This window comes from Candidatus Bathyarchaeota archaeon (assembly GCA_026014685.1).
Lineage (GTDB): Archaea > Thermoproteota > Bathyarchaeia > Bathyarchaeales > Bathycorpusculaceae > Bathycorpusculum.
Genome location: JAOZHW010000015.1, coordinates 71935 through 90014, shown reverse-complemented (window position 1 = coordinate 90014; position 18080 = coordinate 71935). Strand labels below are relative to the sequence as shown.

19 protein-coding genes and 1 tRNA gene are annotated in these 18080 nt (G+C 46.8%); 14 read left to right on the top strand and 6 right to left on the bottom strand.

The features are described 5' to 3' along the window. The first annotated feature begins 40 nt into the window (after nt 1–40). Nucleotides 41–274 carry a DUF433 domain-containing protein gene (locus NWE96_10280; GenBank protein ID MCW3984361.1) on the top strand — a complete coding sequence of 78 codons (234 nt, stop codon included), beginning with the start codon at nt 41–43 and terminating at the stop codon, nt 272–274. Next, the gene (locus tag NWE96_10275; GenBank protein MCW3984360.1) at nt 271–630 is read left to right on the top strand and encodes a DUF5615 family PIN-like protein; all 360 of its coding nucleotides are present in this window, start codon (nt 271–273) and stop codon (nt 628–630) included. The genes NWE96_10280 and NWE96_10275 overlap by 4 nt, the downstream gene beginning before the upstream one ends. Here the strand turns inward: NWE96_10275 and NWE96_10270 are convergent. Genes NWE96_10270 through NWE96_10260 form a run of 3 tightly spaced genes read right to left on the bottom strand, consistent with a single transcriptional unit; the run spans nt 627 to nt 3867 of the window. Then, nucleotides 627–1712, bottom strand: coding sequence for a formate--phosphoribosylaminoimidazolecarboxamide ligase (locus tag NWE96_10270; protein MCW3984359.1), 1086 nt, complete (start codon nt 1710–1712; stop codon nt 627–629). The genes NWE96_10275 and NWE96_10270 overlap by 4 nt on opposite strands. Continuing rightward, nucleotides 1709–2809, bottom strand: a complete 1101-nt coding sequence (locus tag NWE96_10265) for a formate--phosphoribosylaminoimidazolecarboxamide ligase family protein (GenBank protein ID MCW3984358.1) — start codon at nt 2807–2809, stop codon at nt 1709–1711. Before NWE96_10265 ends, NWE96_10270 begins: the two co-directional genes overlap by 4 nt. Continuing rightward, nucleotides 2806–3867: a phosphoribosylaminoimidazolesuccinocarboxamide synthase gene (locus NWE96_10260; protein MCW3984357.1), complete on the bottom strand. Its 1062-nt coding sequence runs from the start codon at nt 3865–3867 to the stop codon at nt 2806–2808. Before NWE96_10260 ends, NWE96_10265 begins: the two co-directional genes overlap by 4 nt. 245 nt (nt 3868–4112) lie before the next feature. Between NWE96_10260 and NWE96_10255 the strand changes: the two genes are divergently transcribed. The 3 genes from NWE96_10255 (at nt 4113) to NWE96_10245 (ending at nt 6540) form a co-directional block, all read left to right on the top strand. Then, entirely contained in the window at nt 4113–5300 is a 1188-nt protein-coding gene (locus NWE96_10255; GenBank protein MCW3984356.1) for a CorA family divalent cation transporter, read from the top strand. Between the two features lie 221 nt (nt 5301–5521). Beyond that, nucleotides 5522–5860 (top strand): antibiotic biosynthesis monooxygenase, encoded by a 339-nt coding sequence (locus NWE96_10250; GenBank protein ID MCW3984355.1) that lies wholly within the window; start codon nt 5522–5524, stop codon nt 5858–5860. Between the two features lie 14 nt (nt 5861–5874). Continuing rightward, nucleotides 5875–6540 carry a glycerophosphodiester phosphodiesterase family protein gene (locus NWE96_10245; protein ID MCW3984354.1) on the top strand — a complete coding sequence of 222 codons (666 nt, stop codon included), beginning with the start codon at nt 5875–5877 and terminating at the stop codon, nt 6538–6540. A gap of 18 nt (nt 6541–6558) precedes the next feature. Here the strand turns inward: NWE96_10245 and NWE96_10240 are convergent, their stop codons facing one another. Beyond that, nucleotides 6559–7131, bottom strand: a complete 573-nt coding sequence (locus NWE96_10240) for a DUF4184 family protein (GenBank protein ID MCW3984353.1) — start codon at nt 7129–7131, stop codon at nt 6559–6561. A 124-nt stretch (nt 7132–7255) separates the two neighbouring features. Here NWE96_10240 and NWE96_10235 point away from each other — a divergent pair. From NWE96_10235 to NWE96_10220, 4 genes are all read left to right on the top strand, one after another. After that, nucleotides 7256–7333, top strand: a tRNA-Lys gene (locus tag NWE96_10235). A gap of 91 nt (nt 7334–7424) precedes the next feature. After that, nucleotides 7425–7895 carry a hypothetical protein gene (locus NWE96_10230; protein ID MCW3984352.1) on the top strand — a complete coding sequence of 157 codons (471 nt, stop codon included), beginning with the start codon at nt 7425–7427 and terminating at the stop codon, nt 7893–7895. 189 nt (nt 7896–8084) lie between these two features. Further along, a complete protein-coding gene (locus tag NWE96_10225; GenBank protein ID MCW3984351.1) occupies nt 8085–8582 on the top strand; it encodes a hypothetical protein in 498 nt (165 codons plus the stop codon). Nucleotides 8583–8584: 2 nt separating this feature from the next. Beyond that, nucleotides 8585–9295: a PH domain-containing protein gene (locus tag NWE96_10220; GenBank protein MCW3984350.1), complete on the top strand. Its 711-nt coding sequence runs from the start codon at nt 8585–8587 to the stop codon at nt 9293–9295. Nucleotides 9296–9347: 52 nt separating this feature from the next. Here NWE96_10220 and NWE96_10215 read toward each other — a convergent pair whose 3' ends face one another. After that, nucleotides 9348–10220: a hypothetical protein gene (locus NWE96_10215; protein ID MCW3984349.1), complete on the bottom strand. Its 873-nt coding sequence runs from the start codon at nt 10218–10220 to the stop codon at nt 9348–9350. Nucleotides 10221–10332: 112 nt separating this feature from the next. Between NWE96_10215 and NWE96_10210 the strand changes: the two genes are divergently transcribed. From NWE96_10210 to NWE96_10200, 3 genes are read left to right on the top strand one after another with little or no spacing between them, the layout of a single operon-like run. Beyond that, a complete protein-coding gene (locus NWE96_10210) occupies nt 10333–11829 on the top strand; it encodes an NAD(P)/FAD-dependent oxidoreductase (GenBank protein MCW3984348.1) in 1497 nt (498 codons plus the stop codon). A gap of 54 nt (nt 11830–11883) precedes the next feature. After that, nucleotides 11884–12294 (top strand): nucleoside 2-deoxyribosyltransferase domain-containing protein, encoded by a 411-nt coding sequence (locus NWE96_10205; protein MCW3984347.1) that lies wholly within the window; start codon nt 11884–11886, stop codon nt 12292–12294. A 57-nt stretch (nt 12295–12351) separates the two neighbouring features. After that, a complete protein-coding gene (locus NWE96_10200; protein ID MCW3984346.1) occupies nt 12352–12912 on the top strand; it encodes a manganese efflux pump MntP family protein in 561 nt (186 codons plus the stop codon). On the opposite strand, the gene uvrC is transcribed toward NWE96_10200, so the two are convergent. After that, complete coding sequence (uvrC, locus tag NWE96_10195) at nt 12872–14521, bottom strand: excinuclease ABC subunit UvrC (protein ID MCW3984345.1); 1650 nt, start codon at nt 14519–14521, stop codon at nt 12872–12874. The two genes, NWE96_10200 and uvrC, sit on opposite strands and share 41 nt — an antisense overlap. Nucleotides 14522–15242: 721 nt before the next feature. Here uvrC and NWE96_10190 point away from each other — a divergent pair. Together NWE96_10190 and NWE96_10185 are read left to right on the top strand one after the other, a co-directional pair. After that, nucleotides 15243–16004, top strand: coding sequence for a hypothetical protein (locus NWE96_10190; protein MCW3984344.1), 762 nt, complete (start codon nt 15243–15245; stop codon nt 16002–16004). A gap of 131 nt (nt 16005–16135) precedes the next feature. Then, nucleotides 16136–18064 (top strand): PQQ-binding-like beta-propeller repeat protein, encoded by a 1929-nt coding sequence (locus NWE96_10185; GenBank protein ID MCW3984343.1) that lies wholly within the window; start codon nt 16136–16138, stop codon nt 18062–18064. Nucleotides 18065–18080 lie beyond the last annotated feature (16 nt).

Below are 18080 nucleotides of genomic sequence, written 5' to 3'. Positions count from 1 at the left end.
ATTTATATTTTCAATGCCCTAAGAACCATTGGCGAAGATTATGCTCAGTGATTGGGAAGATAGAATCACAGTGGACCCCAAAATTTTGGTGGGCAAACCAGTCATTAAGGGTACTCGATTGTCAGTCGAGTTTGTTTTGGGTCTTCTCGCTAATGGCTGGTCGGTTGAGCAGATTCTGGATGCGTATTCTGAGTTGAAGCGTGAAGACATAATTGCTGCTTTGAAGTATGCAGTTGAAATGGTTAAGCAAGAGAAGGTTTACCCCTTAGCATGAAATTTCTTGCTGATGAAAACATCTCAACCAAAGTTGTTAACAACCTCAAAAACAAGGGAATAGACATCGTCTCAGTTAAGGAGATAAATGCTGGTCTGGGAGATGAAGCAGTCTTAGAAATTGCCAATGCCCAGAATAGAATTCTTTTAACTTTCGACGATGACTTCGGTGAACTGATTTATCGAAGAAAACTAAAGGCGTATGGAATAGTCTTGTTAAGGTTCTTGCCGAAGTCAACACAGCAGATTTATGAAATTCTCTCTAACGTTTTAGACGCCCAAAATGAACTTGAAGGCAATTTCGTAATAGTTACTGAAAATCGGATTCGAATACATCGATTAAGAAAGAAAGTTTAGGCTACAACTTCGTGTAGCCGTTTCTGTTTGACTGCTTCTTTGAGTTCCATTGCGATGCGTCTGCCCATGTACATGTTTTCCCCATACCGCAAGTAAGCATAAGGCGAAGTACCTATACCCACGTTTGTGCCTGCAACAATGCGCGCCGAAATTTCAAAAGTGTAGATTGTAAGGTCGTCGGTGATTACGGTTTCGAGACAGAAGGGTCCAATGATTCCAGGCGGGGCTAATTCCGCGGCTTTTTTGTGAACGTTCTCGCCCATACGCATGACTTCTGGTAGTAGCGATTCGCGAAGCACGATGGGGAAGTTGCCGACTACTGTGTATGTTGGGATGACGTCGATTTCGAGTTGTTCCTGAGCGGGGATTTTGCCGATGCTGTCTACTGCGGATTCGTAGCGGCGATCCATCGCGAGGAGTTCGACGTCGTTGTTTAGGATGCTGCTAAAGTAGCTGGGGTAGACGTTGACGCCTAAGGCGTATTCTTGGAGGTGGATTTTTTCTATGTCTTCTTTGGTGATTAAGCCGCGTTTGATCATTTCTTCTGCTTTCTTGTAGAAACCCTTCGGCGAGTTGGCGAGGAAGTAGCCTCTGCCACCTTTGGCGCCTTGGAGCTTGGCGATGATTAGGCGGTCGATGTCGTCGGGTGACTTGAAAGTGGCGGGTAATCTCAGTCCAGCCTGCCGCAGCCATTCCTCCTGTGATTTGCGGTTGGCTTCCCAGTGGAGCAACTGTCGGTTACCCATCATGGGTACGTTTAGGTTGTCGGTTAATTGTTCCGTGCTAAGGTATGCGGTGAAGGAGCCGTGCGGAATCAAAACCACGTTGAGCTTGCGGAGATGCTCCTGAAGTTTTTCGCTGAGCAACTCGGTGAAGTCTTTAACGATAATTAACTCGTCAACTAGTGGATACTTTTGGTACATTATGGCGTCTTTTTCTTTGCAGATACAAACCGTTCGCAAACCTTCTTCTTTGGCGCCTTTGAAAATGTTAAGTGAACTATGGGAACCCAAGGTGCCGACTGCGAGTTTGGTTTGATCGTATTTTTCGATTATTTTGCCTATCGCTTCGCTGTCGATCATGTTACAACTTCCATTAACCGCCGTTTTCTGATGGCCCGTTTAATTTCCATGGCGACCCGTTTGCCTGGACCCACCTCTACCCCATACTTGTACTTCATGTAGGGCGATGTTGGTTCAACACAGGGGCAACCTGGAACACGTGGGCTGACATCGAAGATACGGAACTGCAAATCCTTGGTGACTGCACCCTGCAAGGCAAACAGGCCAATCATTCCCGGGGGAAACTCTTTGCGGCAGATTGACACCCATTTTTCGCCTGCTTCGAAGATTTTTTCTATTTGGCTTTCCCTCATGGTTACGCCCATGTGGCCGATTTCGATGTTCTGTGTAGCGACATTTAGTTCGAGTTGTTCTCTTGCAGGGAGGTCAAGTACGCCGTCGAGGTCGGTTTGGATGCGTCGGTCAAAGCCTAAGAGGTCGATGTCATCGTTTAAGGGTGAATAGAAGTAGTTAGCGTTGAATTTCGCACCCAACACGTATTCCTCGATAACTGATTCTTCGAGGGCTTCGCGGGTGATTATGCCTGCTTTGATGCGTTTCTCGGCTTCCCGCTCATATTCCTCAGGAGTTGAGGCGTAAAAGAAGGCGCGTTCAATGGTTCTGCCTTTCTCGGCGACTTTGACTATGACTGGGCGGTCGATGTCTTTGGGTGACTTGAAGGCTTTTGGAATTTGAATGCCTGCTTCTTTTAGGAGCCAAAGCTGGTTTTTGGGTGCGGTGCGTTCTTCGGTTTTTAGCAGCCAGCGGTTGCCCATCAGGGGGACGGTGAATTTCTGTTCGATGGCGTCGTAGCCTGCGTAGACGCTGAAGCTGCGGTTGGGCACAAAAATCGTGTTTAAATCTTGGAGTTCCTTAACCGTTTCAGGTTTAGTTATGTCAGCGAATTGATCAAGAAAAATGAATTTATCAAAAACGTTGCGGTAGTAGCGCGCGTAGGTTTTTTCTCTGCCGTTCTGGCAGACCACCACAGTTTCGAAGCCTTCTTGTTTAGCACCTGACGCAATCTCAAGCGCAGAGTGCGAGCCCAAAACGCCTATGCGGATTTTTTTGGGATCGTAATCCATCAGGACTTGTTTTATTTTGTCTTGCATATTCATGGTGTTGTTTCACCCATAAACGCTTTGTAATCGTCAATAACTTTGGGCAACGGGGGTGTGTTGAAGTGTTTTTTGCCGCTCATCTCGTTAGCTACTGAAGTGTACATTTGGCTTATGATGGTTTTAAGTTTGGGGTCAAGTTTAGGTGGCTGAGACTTGCAAAGTGACTTCCAGTCCTGTACGCCTTTGGCTTCCGCGTCTTTTTTGGCTTGCTCTAAATCGTTGTACCACTGGGTTTTTTTGTAGAATTGCCTTGCCACTTCCTTGCTAACATGAACACCGTCGAATGTGAAGCGGCATTCATCCAACGTGCCTAGCACGTCAACGAGCATGAGTTTGCGTTGGTCGTCGAAAGCTAACTCGATTTTGCCGTCCTCATTTTTGAGACCTGCGTTGGAGGCGGCTTTGGTTATGGTTTCGTCAGCTTTTAGGAGGACAGCTTTGATGTCGGCTAATTCGGAGTTTGTTAAGCCTGCGATTTTTTGCGCTTCAGTCCATGTGACGTAGCGGTCGGTTTCTTCCAGTTTTGTGCTTACGTCAAAGATGGGTTTGGTGAGGTTTTCGCCTGGTTTGGGTTGGTGGTCTAAGCCGAGGTCTGCTAAGGTGACTTTGCCTTGTGCTAGTCGTTTGAATACGGATGAGCCTTCTGGTAAGCCGTTGCGGTAGATGATTTCGAGGGGGATGAGGCAGTTTTTGAGGGCAGAGTTGTACTGGCTGTAGTCATGCACTATTTTGCCGTTTACAACGCTGGTTTTGGGTTTGTAAACGTTAACTAAAGCGACTTCCATGATGTTTGAGGGCTCTTTGAGTTCATCAAGCCTGACTGCTTTGCCCGCCGAGTTAACTAAGCCTCGGTAATGGGTTTTTACACCAAGCTTTTCTAGCTGTTCAAAACAGTAAGCCCCCATAAGGCACAAAGCAGCGCCTTTGCCATCGATGTGATCGGGCATTTCGCCCCAGTCAAAAACGCTGTAGCGGTCAGAAAACAGGAATCTGCCTGTGCCCATGGCGGTTTGGGTTGGTTTAGTGATGATTTGTAAATCTTTAACGCTTCCCATCTTTGTCTCCTCAGTTGCTGTGAATATTCTGTTTTGCCTTTATATCGCTTTATCCTAAGATAATTGCTTATAGACTGTGAGTGCTGTTGAAACTTAAAGCAAGGATCCGCTTGCAAAACTCACCAAACACCTTTATCAATGTACAAGCATATCAAAAAAAACCTGAATTAACAGTAAAGAATATTTAACTATGCCAACCAATGCATGGACTAATATAATACATAAACGTCGGGAGCGCAACCCATATGGATCCACAGGTAGACACCTCTACACAAACGAGATTCTCAACCACACCATCCACACTAGAACTGCTCCCTAAAAGATGGTTCTGTACGGGTTTAGAAGCCTCAGGAAAAACAATCAGACAAGAAGCTGAATCACCCGCAAGTTTTATGGATTTGTTGAAACGCTCCGTGATTACCTGGGTTGACTACATCACCGATGACCCCGTGAATGATTTACCTATGGTAGCTTCCCAGATGGGTTTCAGTGAAAACTTTATCGCAAGTCTATCCTCTCGGGATCAACTGAATTATTCTGATTTTGATACTGAAATGTGGTTGACTTTCCCCGCCATCCAGATTAGGGGAAACGACGTTAAACCTTACCCGCTAGTCTTTTTGATTCGAAAAAATCTAGTTGTAACCTTCCATGTCCGACTCGTTGACAAACGATTCTTGCGGCTAAGAAGGTATTCAGAAACAATTCTTCGCAAAATCCCTCCTGAAAGCAAACCAGAAGATAGACTAACAATCGTACTATCCCGTATACTTGAAGCAAACAATGACAGCAACTTTAGACACCTACGAGTAATCGAAGAATTCGGCGACGAACTAAACCGCGACTTAATGGATAAGGACGTAGATAAATCCACTCTGGGGCCAAAAATCTACGAGATGAAACACGCGCTCATCATTTATTTGAATGCACTATGGGAAAGCGTGGATGTACTGCAGACGATTCGCTACGGCGACGCAGAACTTCTCACTGATGATCCGAAACTTGTAAACATGTTTGCTGCGATGGTGGATCAAGTTAAAAGTCAAATTGCTCTTTCTGAGCACATGTCCGAAGTGTTAGCGTCAGGAATAGAAGCCACACAAGCCATATACAACAATCAATTAACGATCGCGAACAATCAGTTAACGATATCCAACAACAGATTGACTTTGCTTAACAACCGTCTATCAAAAATAGTCGCTTACCTAACGATAATTGGAACGGCGATATTGATACCTAACACCATCGCCACCATGCTCGGTAACTCGGTTTGGGTTTTGGGGCCAGATTTTCTACCTGCATATCTGGCGTTAATGTTTGGAGCCACTGCGGTTGGTAGCATCCTAATGTGGGTATGGATTAAAAGAGCAGGCTTATTAAATCACGAACATGAACAAAGTGCAGATAACAATCCCCCTATTCATACCACCTAACCGTATATTTCCAGTTTTTCTACAGTTTTGCAGATAATAACAAATGACGTGTTGACCCAAAAAGTGTTTTTTTAGACTAAAGCCCACCGAAGCAAAAAAACTCGATTTGTCCTTTAAATAAGGGAGGGGAGGTACACTGTGAGACGTCGCGTGAATTTGGCTATATACCTGTGCCCAAAACGCTAAATATCCAAACTCCAAAGTGGTAAGTGGTGAACGATTTGGTTTTTGCAAGAATGTCCACTTGGACTTTTAAGGCGGGCAAACGAGAAGAGGGTTTTTTAGAATTAGACAACCTGCTCAACTCGCTAACTAGACATGCGGAGGGGTTCCGCGGATACATGTCCCTGCTTCCACAAGAGGACCCTAACAATGCAGTGGTTTTGACTCTTTGGCAAGACGAAGAATCCCGCAAAGCATCCGAAAAAGGCGTCTTCGCCCAAACTACACAAAAAATCCAAAAGTACCTAGAAAAACCACCTGTCAGCAAGAACTACCGCATATTCTCCACAGAGTTGTTCCAGCGTATAGAAAAAGAAGCCATACGCCAAACCACATAACGGTTGGTGGATAGATGCTGCGTGTGGGTCACCGAGGGGCAAAAGCTTACGCCCCCGAAAACACGTTGGCGAGTTTTAAGAAAGCCGTAGAAATCGGCGTAGACGCTGTCGAGTTAGACGTCAGAAAAACCCGTGACGGCGAACTGGTCGTTATCCATGACGCTGATGTGAAGCGGACCACCAATGGCAAGGGCTTGGTTAGCGATTTGACTCTTGCCCAGATTAAGGAGTTATCTTCAGATGGGGAGAAGGTTCCCACTTTGGGTGAGGCGCTGGATTTTTTGAGGGGCAAAGTCAAAGTCTTCATCGAACTCAAAGAGCAAGGCAGCGAAGAGCAGGTTCTTGTTGAAGTGCGGAAGCGCGGTATGGAAAAAGATGTTGTGATCACTTCTTTTCTTGAGGAGGCCCTTAAAAAAGTTAGAGAACTCGACGCTGCCATCCCCACAGGTTTAATCTATGCTAAACACAGCAACCCCCTCAAAGCTGCATTGACCCTGAAAGCCAATTACCTGTTGCCTCTCTACAGGTTTACCCACACTGCAAACGTGCAGAAGGCGCACCAAAACGGCTTGAAAGTCGTCGTCTGGACCATAAATACCCCTGAAGAGGTGCAAGATTACCTCAAGAAGGGTGTGGATGGCATCGCCAGCGACAAACCAGACATACTCAACAGCCAATGATGCGACTGCAGTTTTTGCTCAAAGAAGCGATTTTTCAATTTTGGCGGGCTTGTCTCCAACGAGTAATTGCTCCCAAAAATTATTGCGGTTAACTATACAGATTCCAATAAAGAGCACACCCATAGAACCATGAACGAGCAGCGACGCAAGGTCTGGACCGCCCAGAAGCTGGATAAGTGGGTTTGGAGTTTGCGCTGCGGAGAGCAGGGGCCAAAACAGCGGATTATATGTATGATTGGCAACATCCAGCAAAACGTGAGACAACACTCCGATTAAACACGAAACAACAACCACCCCTGAAAAGGCGCATTTCTGCTTGAGGTTTTCTTTGTTTACGGGAAAAAACGCGCCGACTAATGGGGTATAAACAAGCACCGTCAAAAACACTGCGATGGTGGTTCCCAGAGTTAAACCTCCGATTAAGCTGTGGAGAACCAGTCTGTCCTGCGTTTGGGACACCAGAGATATGAAGGGGACTTCCAAGTCGGGAACCATAGAACCCACGATTAAAGCGGGTAAGCTGAGGTTGATTTTTCCGCCAAGTTGGTGGAGTATCTTTGCGATTGGGTAATGGAATGGCGTAACAGGCATGTTGAGGACTAGAAGTCCAACGGGGACGCGGCTAATAATTATTTACGTCGTTGACCGCTTCAAGCTTTGTTGGGAAACCGCAATCTCTATATTTCGCAATGGAACCTTTTTAAAAAGCGCGTGTGGGCCCGTGGCTCAGTCAGGCTAGAGCGGAGGACTCTTAATCCTTAGGTCGCGGGTTCAATTCCCGTCGGGCCCGCCACCGTTCACTTCTCGTTTTGGGAAACCCGGGTACACTGACTAGCGACAAAAACATTGTAAACCTTATATCTTATCCGAGGCATTAGGCGTTCATGACAGAACCAAAAAACGGTCGACCAATATTCTTCCCAGAAAAACTAGTAATATTAGGCAACCTCGCCCTCTTCATATGGATCGTTCTTGACACAGTCGCTTTCCTGCTATATGACACAAACACAGGCATCGCATTTTTCATAGTTGCACTAATAGCAATCTATGGAGTATTGCACTTCATCGGGTGTCTGCGCCCCTGCTACAACTGCATAAAATGCACCCACGGCATGGGACGCCTAGCAGCATTATACTTTGGCAAACGCATACTAAAAGACTACAAATACAGCTACAAACTGCCCCCAGCAATATTCTTCAGTCTGTTTGTCGGGGCGTTTCCAGCATCATTCGCACTTTACTCTGCCATTCAAGACTTCACGGTCATCAAAGTGTCGGTTTTTGTAGTTCTTTTAGCATTTACAATTTTTAGCGGTTTAACTTGGCGAACAAAAAAACGCCTAACGCCAAATTAACCGTAAACGCCTCTGCATAAACTGTTTTTTATTTAGTGGTTTGCTGGTAAATAGTGCCTGTGGACTCATTGCTCAGTGGCATTAGTGAGCGACCTCTGGTTTTTGAGTTCTGTGTTTTATTGGGTTGTGTTTGTCCGAAATCCATATAAGTAAATCTTTACTGTATTTTGGTAAAGATTGGAAATTGTGATGGAAACACTCTCAAAAGACGAAGCAACAGTATGGCAAGAATTCCAACAAGACAAAACCACCAGCACCATCGCCGAACAACACCCACAATGGAACCCCGCATACGTTTCCCGAGTCCTAAACCGCGCCAGAGAAAAAATCGCCAAAACCCTCAAAGCCCACGCCAACAGCCACCGCCTCGACATAGAAACCCTCCTAGACTACAAAGGCCTCCTCATCGGCTTCGACTATCAAACAAGCAGCCAAGTCTACATAGTCTACACCCAAAAACTCGGCGTCATCGTCTGGTACAAACATGACTCGTACGGTGGAAAACTCTGCCCTGAGTGCCCCAAAGAAAAAGAATGCAAAGAAACCCTGAGCACAATCATCAGCGAGTACAACATCACATTAAGAGAAGACGAAAAACAGCTATGCCTAACCCAACAAGCCATCACAGTATTCAACAAACTAGCAGCCAAAGAAACGCCGCGATATAAACGAAAAGGAAGCGAATAGATATGGGAAAAAACGACGCAGAAAAAGTCATCCGACCGCCCGTTGAGCAGATCACCAGCGGAACAATCTTCAAACCATCCCGGGCTTACCTGAAAAAGATGCAGGTCCAAAACATCATCATCTTCGTATTCATCTTGCTGTTGGTGTTCCTTTTGTTTATAGCCGTTGCATACATGGCTGCCGCTGACCCCGCGAGTCCAAGTGCAGCGCAAATAATCCAAGATTATATCCTGCCAGTGAATTTCTGGTCGCTAATAGCAAATCTACTATGGTTCATTCCCGCCTTGGTTCTGACGCCGATGTACTTCAACAGCATAGAATACTCAGTGAAAGCCCAAAGCGGCGACACCATGCCTGAAATCTACTCCAAAGAAGGCATCATAACAATCACCCGCCGACACGTACCCTTCAGATGCATAACCAACATATCAAGCAAAGCAGGCCCGTTTGACAGACTGTTCAAAATCGGCTCCGTGCACGTAGAAACCGCTGGCTACTCAGGCCCCAACCAGAAAGGCCCCGAAACCGTCCTCAACGGCATCGTATTCTACGAGGAAGTACGCGACTTTATCTTAAGAGAACTAAGAAAATACCGAGAACCTTACACTACAATGACCGAGGTAAACCAGCCAACACCCGAACCAACAGGTAGCAACCACGATGAGGTTTTGGCTACTTTGCGGGAAATACGCGACCTGCTAAAAAAGAAATAGCGGGTGCCACATTTTTTCTTGTTTTTAACTCGCTGATTGAACCCTTTTCTGTTTAATTAGTTAGTAAACGTTTTAGACGCTGGATCAATGCTTCCCGCTCCGAGGGTTGCTGCATCCATAACTGGCGGTTTTCCCTAAACTGTTCACCGCTGATTTTGCTTTGCTTCTGCAAGTCACCCAACAACCTCATGAATCCCTGCAACTCTAACTGCTCATTCGATACCGCGTTGCCAATTTTTCGCTCGCTTTGGACGTTGACGCCGATGGGTTCAGTATCTGGCGGCGGATACGTAGCGTAAAGGAACCGCGCAAAGTACAGGTTATCCCAGTCTTTTGTGAGGGGCAAGCTGTTTTTAGCGTTGAGGAGTTCTGTGGTGTAGTGCTCGTATTCTTGTCCAAGCGAAAGGTACTTTGTCTGTACAGCAGCTACACCTACCACTCGGTTAACAAAGTGCCGCATGTGTTGATTGGCAAAAACGGGTAGCACGTGCCCTTTCTCGTAGTTGAAGCAGTAGATGATTTTTTTAGCCAAGAATTTGTCCTGTGACATTCCGCCGAGTCTTTCCCATGGAGCATCCACTTTTTGAGCCAGCGATTTGCGGTCATCTACTGTGGTGCGGAGGAGGTTTCGGAATTCTTTGATTTGGAGGCGGGTGTTGCGGTAAAGGTTGGAGTTGTTCTGGATTGGTGTTCCTTGGATGTTGAGGTTTTTTTCTATGAATTGGAAGAATTCGCCTACTTCGTCGGGGTTAACCTTGTAAAGTTTATCGGCGTCAAGCCACTCTATGGAGGCGAGGTTTTCGGCGAAGGTGAATTTTTGTCTGAACTCTTTTAGTCTGCCGAGTGTGATGTTGACTTCGTGTTTTATGGCGTTGTTTTTGTCGTATGCTGCGGCTTTTTCTTGCAGTAGGGTGTTTTTGTACATTTTGACCGTAGTGGTATGGTTGCTTTGTCTAATAAGAGTTGCAACCAAGCAGATTGGCTGTTAAGTAAAAGAGTATAATACTGGGAACAGGCATCAGTGTTTGGGTATTTAGTTGGCGGGCAAATCAATCATTATAATCGGGGCAGGCCTCGGCGGTTTAGCCACAGGCTGCTATGGACAAATGAACGGTTACAAAACCAAGATTTTTGAGATGCAGAACAAACCAGGCGGAGTCTGCGTCGCGTGGCAACGCAAAGGTTACAGCTTCGACTACGCCGTTCACAACGTTTTCGGAGTCACCACAAACCCAAAAGTGAAAAACGTCTACACGCAGCTTTGGCAGGAACTTGGCGCCCTCAAAGACACAGCGACTTATCATTTTGAGGAGTTTGTACAAGTTGAGGATGTAGACGGTAAAGTCCTCACCCTCTACACAGACCTAAACAAGCTTGAAGCCCACCTAAAGCAACTCGCTCCTGCAGATAGCAAAATCATAGAAGAGTTTGTGGATGCGGCTAGAAAAATCGGGGGACACGACTTATTCGATGCCATGGTGGGAGGTACATTTGCGAAAATCAAGATGCTACCACTAATGAGCACACTCGTAAAGTTCGGCAAAATCAACATCAAAGCTTACGGCGAAAAATTCAGCGACCCTTTTCTACGAAAAGCCATCCCCACAATCCAGTATGACATCGCTGAAGTGCCCACTTTGGTTCCGTTGCTGTTCCTCTCGGTTCAAGAGAAAGGTGATGCAGGCTGGCCCATCGGCGGTTCAAACGCGCTCTCAGGCAACATCGCCAAACGCTACCTTGAACTCGGCGGCGAAATAGAGTACAACAAGAAGGTCGAAAAAATCATAGTCAAAAACGACGTTGCGGTGGGTGTGCAGTTGGAGGACGGCTCAGAACATTTTGCTGACCGCATCGTTTCGAATGCTGACGGCTACTCAACAATCTATGGCATGCTAGGAGGTAAATACGTTACCAAAACCATAGAAGCATACTATAGGGCGTATCCTAAGCTGCAGTCGTTTGGGCTGGAAGTCTGGTACGGAGTCAACATGGAATTCCCCAAAGAGCCCCATGCAATCGTTTGTTTCCTTGAGCAACCCATAACCATCGAGGGTATCCCGCGTGACCGCTTGGATATCGAAATCTTCAACTTTGATCCCACGATGGCGCCTAAAGGCAAAACAGTCGTCAAAGTTGTACTGGAATCCAACTACGATTACTGGAAAAACCTCTCCGCGGACCCAGAGGGTTACAAAAAAGAAAAACAAAAAGTCGCAGACCAAATCGCAGCAGCGCTGGAAAAACGGTTCCCCCTCTTTCAAAGCAAAATCGAAGTCATCGACGTAGCAACCCCCATTTCTGTGGAGCGTTGGACGGCGCTGTATAGGGGTTGTCAAGCTTGGCCTGCACCAGCAGAGCACCAAAAAGAAATCAACAAAAACGGTTTATTCAAAACTCTGCCTGGTTTAGCTAACTTTTACGGTGTGGGTCAATGGGCGGGCGGAACCATCGGGTTAAGCACTGTTTCACTTATGGGGCGCAACCTCATCAAAGACTTCTGCAAGTTAGATGGCAAACAATTCAAGACCGCATGATGTGATCGAGAAACAATATTAATCTTAAAACAGTCAATTGGTTAAGGTCACACGATGAAGAAGCAGGTGTTCATTTCAGGTCCCATCATCGGCATGGAAAAACAGCAAGACTACCGAAAAACCATAACCGAAGTCGTCGAGAAACTGGGGCTCCAAATTATCGACCCATGGAAACGTGAGCGTGTTCTCTACAACGGCACGGAGGAGTGCTGGTGGGATAAGGTGCCTACTTTTGATTTTGTGCAGCGAGACCTCGATGACGCCGACCGTTGCGACATCATGGTCGTCTACTTGCCGATTCTTTCGGCTGGGGCTTGCATGGAAATGTTCTACGCCAAACGCAAAGGCAAAAAAATCATCGTGGTCTCCCCCATAAAGTGCCTCAGTCCATGGATCGTTTTCCACTCAGACAAAATAATCAAGAGTTTTGACGAATTAGAAGGGGCACTAAAAGAATTTGTCTGAGTCTTAGAAAAGCCTATATCGGCGTAAAGCTAGCAGAGAGGCATTACGGTGTAACTAGTGGATGCCTTAACCGTCGTCTTGATCGCTGTCGGGTTGGCTATGGATGCTTTTGCAGTTTCAATTGCGAACGGCATGACCATCACCGGTAACAGACGTCGCTCAGCGCTGTTGACGGCGACGGCGTTTGGCGGTTTCCAGATGCTTATGCCCGCAATCGGGTACCTCGCGGGCTTGAGCCTTGAAAGCGTCATATCCAGCGTGGATCACTGGGTGGCGTTTGGGTTGCTGGCGTTTATCGGCGCAAAAATGCTCTTCGACGGCTTAAAAAAAGAGAAGCCACAAGATGGACCAGTCGACCTAAAGTTGCGGACGATGTTGGTTTTGGCGGTTGCCACCAGTATCGATGCGTTGATGGTTGGGTTGAGTTTAGCGTTTCTCCAAACCGCGATTGCGGTGCCTATTGCGGTGATTGGCGCTGTGACGTTTGGATTGTCGTTTGTCGGCTTCTATTTTGGCTGTGGACTGGGCAAACAGTTTGGTCACCGAATAAAAATCGTGGGCGGCGCGGTTTTGATTCTTATTGGGCTGCGGATTCTTTTGGAGCACCTACTTGCTTAGAGCGCTTTTTGGGTTTGAATTCTTCTCGGACCTGCATTTGTCGTCGTTTGCGGTTGTAGCCCAACGAGAATTCGTGGGTGGCGTCGCGGATTTTTCTTAGCAGAAGCATCATGCGGCTGTTCTTACCAAAAACATGCGGCTCAGGGTCATCTGGGAAATAAATTTCTTCGCGTTCCTTAGCCAACCCAATCAACGGCACCTGCAAACCCAGCTTCTGCAACGCAGCCTGTGCGGCTCTGACCTGTCCAGGTCCGCCATCGATTACCACGAGGTCGGGCAAGGGGTTTTTCTCTTCCAGTTGGCGCGTGTAGCGTCGGGTGACGACCTCGTTGACTGCGGCGAAGTCGTCTTGCCCCTGGAAAGTTTTGATTTTGAATTTGCGGTAGTTCTTTTTGTCGGGTTTAGCGTCCTTGAATGCGACCATGCCTGAGACGACGTGTTCGGTGCCGAGGTTAGATATGTCAAAGCACTCTATTATGCGGGGTAACGCGGGCAGGTTAAGGTTGTTTTGCAGGTCCACGATTGCGCTGTCCACTTCGAGCGTGGACTCCAAATTCTTCTCCGCCAACTTGAGCAACGCCAACTTGTCAGCTTTTCTGGGGATAGTCAAAGAAACAGGCGCCAGCCGCTTAGCAGCCAAAAACTCTTCGAGCGCATGCTTTTCCTCTGGTTCCTGCCAGACAGCTTGGTTGAGGAGGATTTCGCGTGGAATCTGATTGCTGGTGTAGTAGGCTTTCAAAAATTCCTGTTCGATCTGCGGCTGCAAATCCACCGTGAACTCTTTTTTGCCCAACAAAACACCTTTGCGGACGCCCATCTGTACAACATGCAACTTCTCGCCCACCCGCTTGAAAGCCATCACATCTTGATCGAAGCGCCGCTCGTTGTCCACTATTTGCCTCTCTGTTAGAAGGCGAATTGAGGCGATTTGTTTACGCAGTTCGAGGGCTTCCTCAAACCGTTGCTCTGCGGAGGCCTGCTGCATTTGGCGAGTGAGTTGCTCTATAGTTTGCGTGTAGTTGCCGCTAAGAAAAGACCTGGCTTGCTTGACTTGCTGAGCATACTGTTCGGCGGACACGTTGCCGACGCAGGGAGCGGTGCAAAGGTGGATGTGGTAGTTTAGGCAGGCGCGTTTATGCATGTTTTTGCAGGTGCGCAGTTTGAAGACGCGGACGACAGCGCGTTGAAGGTCTTGGCGCGTAAAACCTTCAGTGTAAGGGCCAAAGGATTCGAGTTTTCGACTAACTTTGCGGCTCGTCAAAACACGCGGAAACGGCTCGCGAGTAAGCGAGATGTAAGCGTAGCTTTTCGCGTCCTTGAGGTCGATGTTGTATTTGGGCGAATGCTGCTTTATCAGCTTGTTCTCCAAAAGCAATGCCTCAACCTCGTTGTTGACCACAATCCAGTCGATGCTTCGAATGTGCAATAGGAGCTGGCGGGTTTTGGCGGGTTGGTCGATGCCTGAAAAGTAGCTTTTTACTCGGCTGCGCAGGTTTTTGGCTTTGCCCACGTAGAGTATCTCGCCTGCCTCGTCACGGTAAAGGTATACGCCTGGCTCGGTTGGGATGTCGCTAGCTTTGAATTCGGATGGGCTGGACAGTTTAATCATGGGTTTGCCGCTGCTATCTCACAGAACGAGGGATGCATTAAGCGTTTCTCAAAAACCAGCATCAAAACGTGGGGATAAGTCTAAAGAAGAAAATTTAGTATGTTCGCATGTATGTGACCGACTTACCGAAAACAGGGGAGTAGCGAATCATTGACAAAGCTTAGAGTCTCTGTGGAGCTTTCTGAAATCGAAAAGGACGAGATACGCGCAGAAATCAGGGTTAAAAGAGCAAATCGGCGAAGCTTTGATGATAGTGATTGATTCAGACGTTTTGATTGAGATTCTAGAAAAAATCTCAAAAGGAAGTCAAGCGTTCAAGCGTATCGTGGAAAGCAAGAAGATTTCGCTATCACAGTTATAACTCTGCATGAGGTCATTTATGGTTTAAGCAAACATGGAAAATCAACTCTAAAGGTTTGCTGAAGATTGGAGTTTTTGTGTGTGGTGTGTGTCTTTTTAATCTGAGGCGGGTTTACAATTTTTTGATAACTCTGCGTGTACATTTTGTATAATATGCTAAATAAGCTGGCTTTTAACGACTAAATTGAACCTTCATACACCTGATACGCAAAATGTTAAATATTCAAAACTCGAACAACCAAGCCATGGCTCTCTTAGGCTTTAACTTCACCCAACAACAAGTAACCGACTACATCAAAAACAACTGGAAACCCGGAAAAAAGAACTTATCTACATCAGCGTATTCCTCGCCGTCTTCATCATGGCTGAACTATACGATTACGCGCCCATGGGAACCACAACCGACCTCCTCAATCCAATGGCGCCAACCGTTGACCCAATCCTTATGGAACTAAAAGACTTTGCAATAAACGCAATTGAACTGTTTGCCGCTTTCATGTTGACATACCTCTACTTCATTAATTCAGACAAGAAGCCAAGCGCCGCCCTGAAATGGGGAGTTGCTTACAGCGCGCCGGTATCTTTGATCACCTTAATTTTCTGGCTCAGCAACATCTCAAGCAGCAACGTAATTCAATCAGTAGTCGGCGACATACTCTACTTGCCAGCAACATTCTTCTGGGGACTGCTCTCGGCAGGTGGCTTTTATTTGTTCTGGGTTTATCGACCAAAACTCAACTTTGTACTGCTTAGCTACATTATTCTGTTGGTCTTCTACATCGTTTTCTCATTGGCAGTCTATGGTTTAGGCGCAGGATTAACATGGGCTTTCACTGACGCAGTAATAGCTGTCTCGATGGCTGGGCTTTTCTATGCAGTTAAAAACTACATCAGCTTCCCGTTCCCCCCATTGCTCCTCTATGGCGAAATCGGCTTAGGCTTCATGATCATCTACTGGATCTCAGACTTCGTCTACCTAGACTTCGTTCCATACTATGTGGAGTTCTTAGCTTTCGTGGTTACAGGGCTTGTGCTGCATTTCCTGATGAAGATGAACATAATGGGCATAGGAGACTCGCTACCGCCTCCACCGCCACCCCCCGAACCAACAGTGCAAAATTAAATAAAATTATGTTTGAAGGAAGAAAGCTTGCAGAAAACATTGATTAAACTAACCTTATTTTTTTTATTTCAATTATAGTCTGCTCTTTATCGGTTACCTTAGTTAAAAGCCAAGCTACGAGTTCTTGGCCGATGTTTAGCGGAGACCTTGCGCATTCAGCGCGTTCATCCTCATCCGTTCCCGCAACCAGCCAGACGCTTTGGGTTAAAGCAACCGACGCTCAGGTCCGTTCCTCAGTTGCGGTAGTGGATAATGTACTCTATACGGGTACTTTCGGAGGATACGTTTATGCGCTTGATGCAGCTACAGGCGCTACCTTGTGGTCCATCAAAACAGGAGATAACGTTTGGTCTTCCCCTGCAGTCGCGAATGGTTTGGTGTATATCGGCTCTAACGATTTTAACTTCTACGCTTTAGACGCTGAAACAGGAAGCTCTGTATGGAGTGTACCCACTGGCGGCGCCGTTTGGTCATCCCCAGCTGTTGTCGGAAACGTTGTTTATGTAGGTTCGACCGACGACAAATTTTATGCGTTTAACGCTCAGACGGGCGCGGAACTTTGGAGTTACGCCACCCAAGGCGATATTCGCTCCTCACCAGTTGTGGTGGGCAACGTGGTTTATTTTGGCTCTCAAGACGGCTACCTCTACGCTTTGAATGCTGGAACAGGCAGCTTGATTTGGAGGTCCCACACAAACGACGGCGACACCTACACCAACTCTTCCCCGGCATACGCCGACGGAGTCATCTATGTCGGTTCAACTGACAAAAACGTCTACGCTTTTGATGCTGGTACAGGAGCACAGGCTTGGAGTTACCAGACCGATGACAAGGTTTCGTCCTCTCCAGCAATAGACAACGGGCTGTTGTATATTGGTTCAGAGGGCGGCACACTATATTGCCTTAATGCTCAGTCGGGCAGCCTTGTGTGGAGTAACCCTTTAGGCTCCAAGATTTTTGCGCCTCCCACGTTGGCTGATGGAAAAGTGCTCATCGGCACTTATGGTTCAGGTGGCGTGTTGTATGTTTTAAATGCCCAATCAGGCAATGTTGTGTGGAGTTATGATGTTCAAGGAAGTGTTTTTGCGCCTATGGTTGCTGTTAACGGCGCCATATTTGTCGGTGCATATGACAAAAACATCTATGCTTTCGGTGAATACAATCCAACGGTCACCTCTGAAACACCAACTCCTGCGCCCTCGGCTCCAAATACGACATCCAACCCCACCAGTTCACCAGCCACAAACACAAACCTGACAACCACAGTATGGACCCCACAACCAGCCAATGCCATCGCCGCACCTGTGGTAGCGGCAGTGGGGACCGCTGTTGCCTCGGCAGCCATAGCCGCCGTAAGCACACAGGGAGTGCCCACTGATAAGTTGGCAAAAGAATTCCAAAAGGTTCTGCCCTCAGGCGTTAAGAGTTGGCTTTCTAGCTTCATAATTTCCAAGCACAAACTCAAAGTTGAAGAAAAAACGGGCTCCGTGTTTAAACCGACCAAAATTGAGCTTGTGGTTTACGCTGTTGCGATTGGGCTTTTAACGTTGTCTTTTGCCTACGTCAAAGTAGACCAGTTAGCGGAGATTTTGATTATTTTGCCCACTTTTTTTGCAACCAGCATCCTTGTGGGTTTCGCGAAAACATTCATATTAATCGCCATGTCGAGGCGTAAAGGGGTCTGGACTGAATATAAAATATGGTACCTTGGCTTGGCGCTCTTTGTCTTAACTACTCTTTTGCTAAAGACGCCTTTCTCTAAACCTGCACGCAACGTTTCCTATTCCCCCAAGTTTACCCCTCAACTGGGCAAATCCTTGGCCGTTGCCTCTGCCCTCTTATCTCTATCTTTTGCTGGCTTCTTTTTTGTCTTGCTCGAAAGCGGCTTTGTGTTGATTGGCAGTGCAGGGTTGGCAATGTGTGTTATAGACGCATTGTTTGATACTTTTCCGATTCCCCCGATGTATGGACGCTACATTTTTAAGGCCAGCAAAAAGCAATGGCTGATTCTTTTCTCGGCGGCTCTGTCGGTTTATTTGCTTTGGCTATTTTTAGCCTAACTTCTTTTTTCTGTCT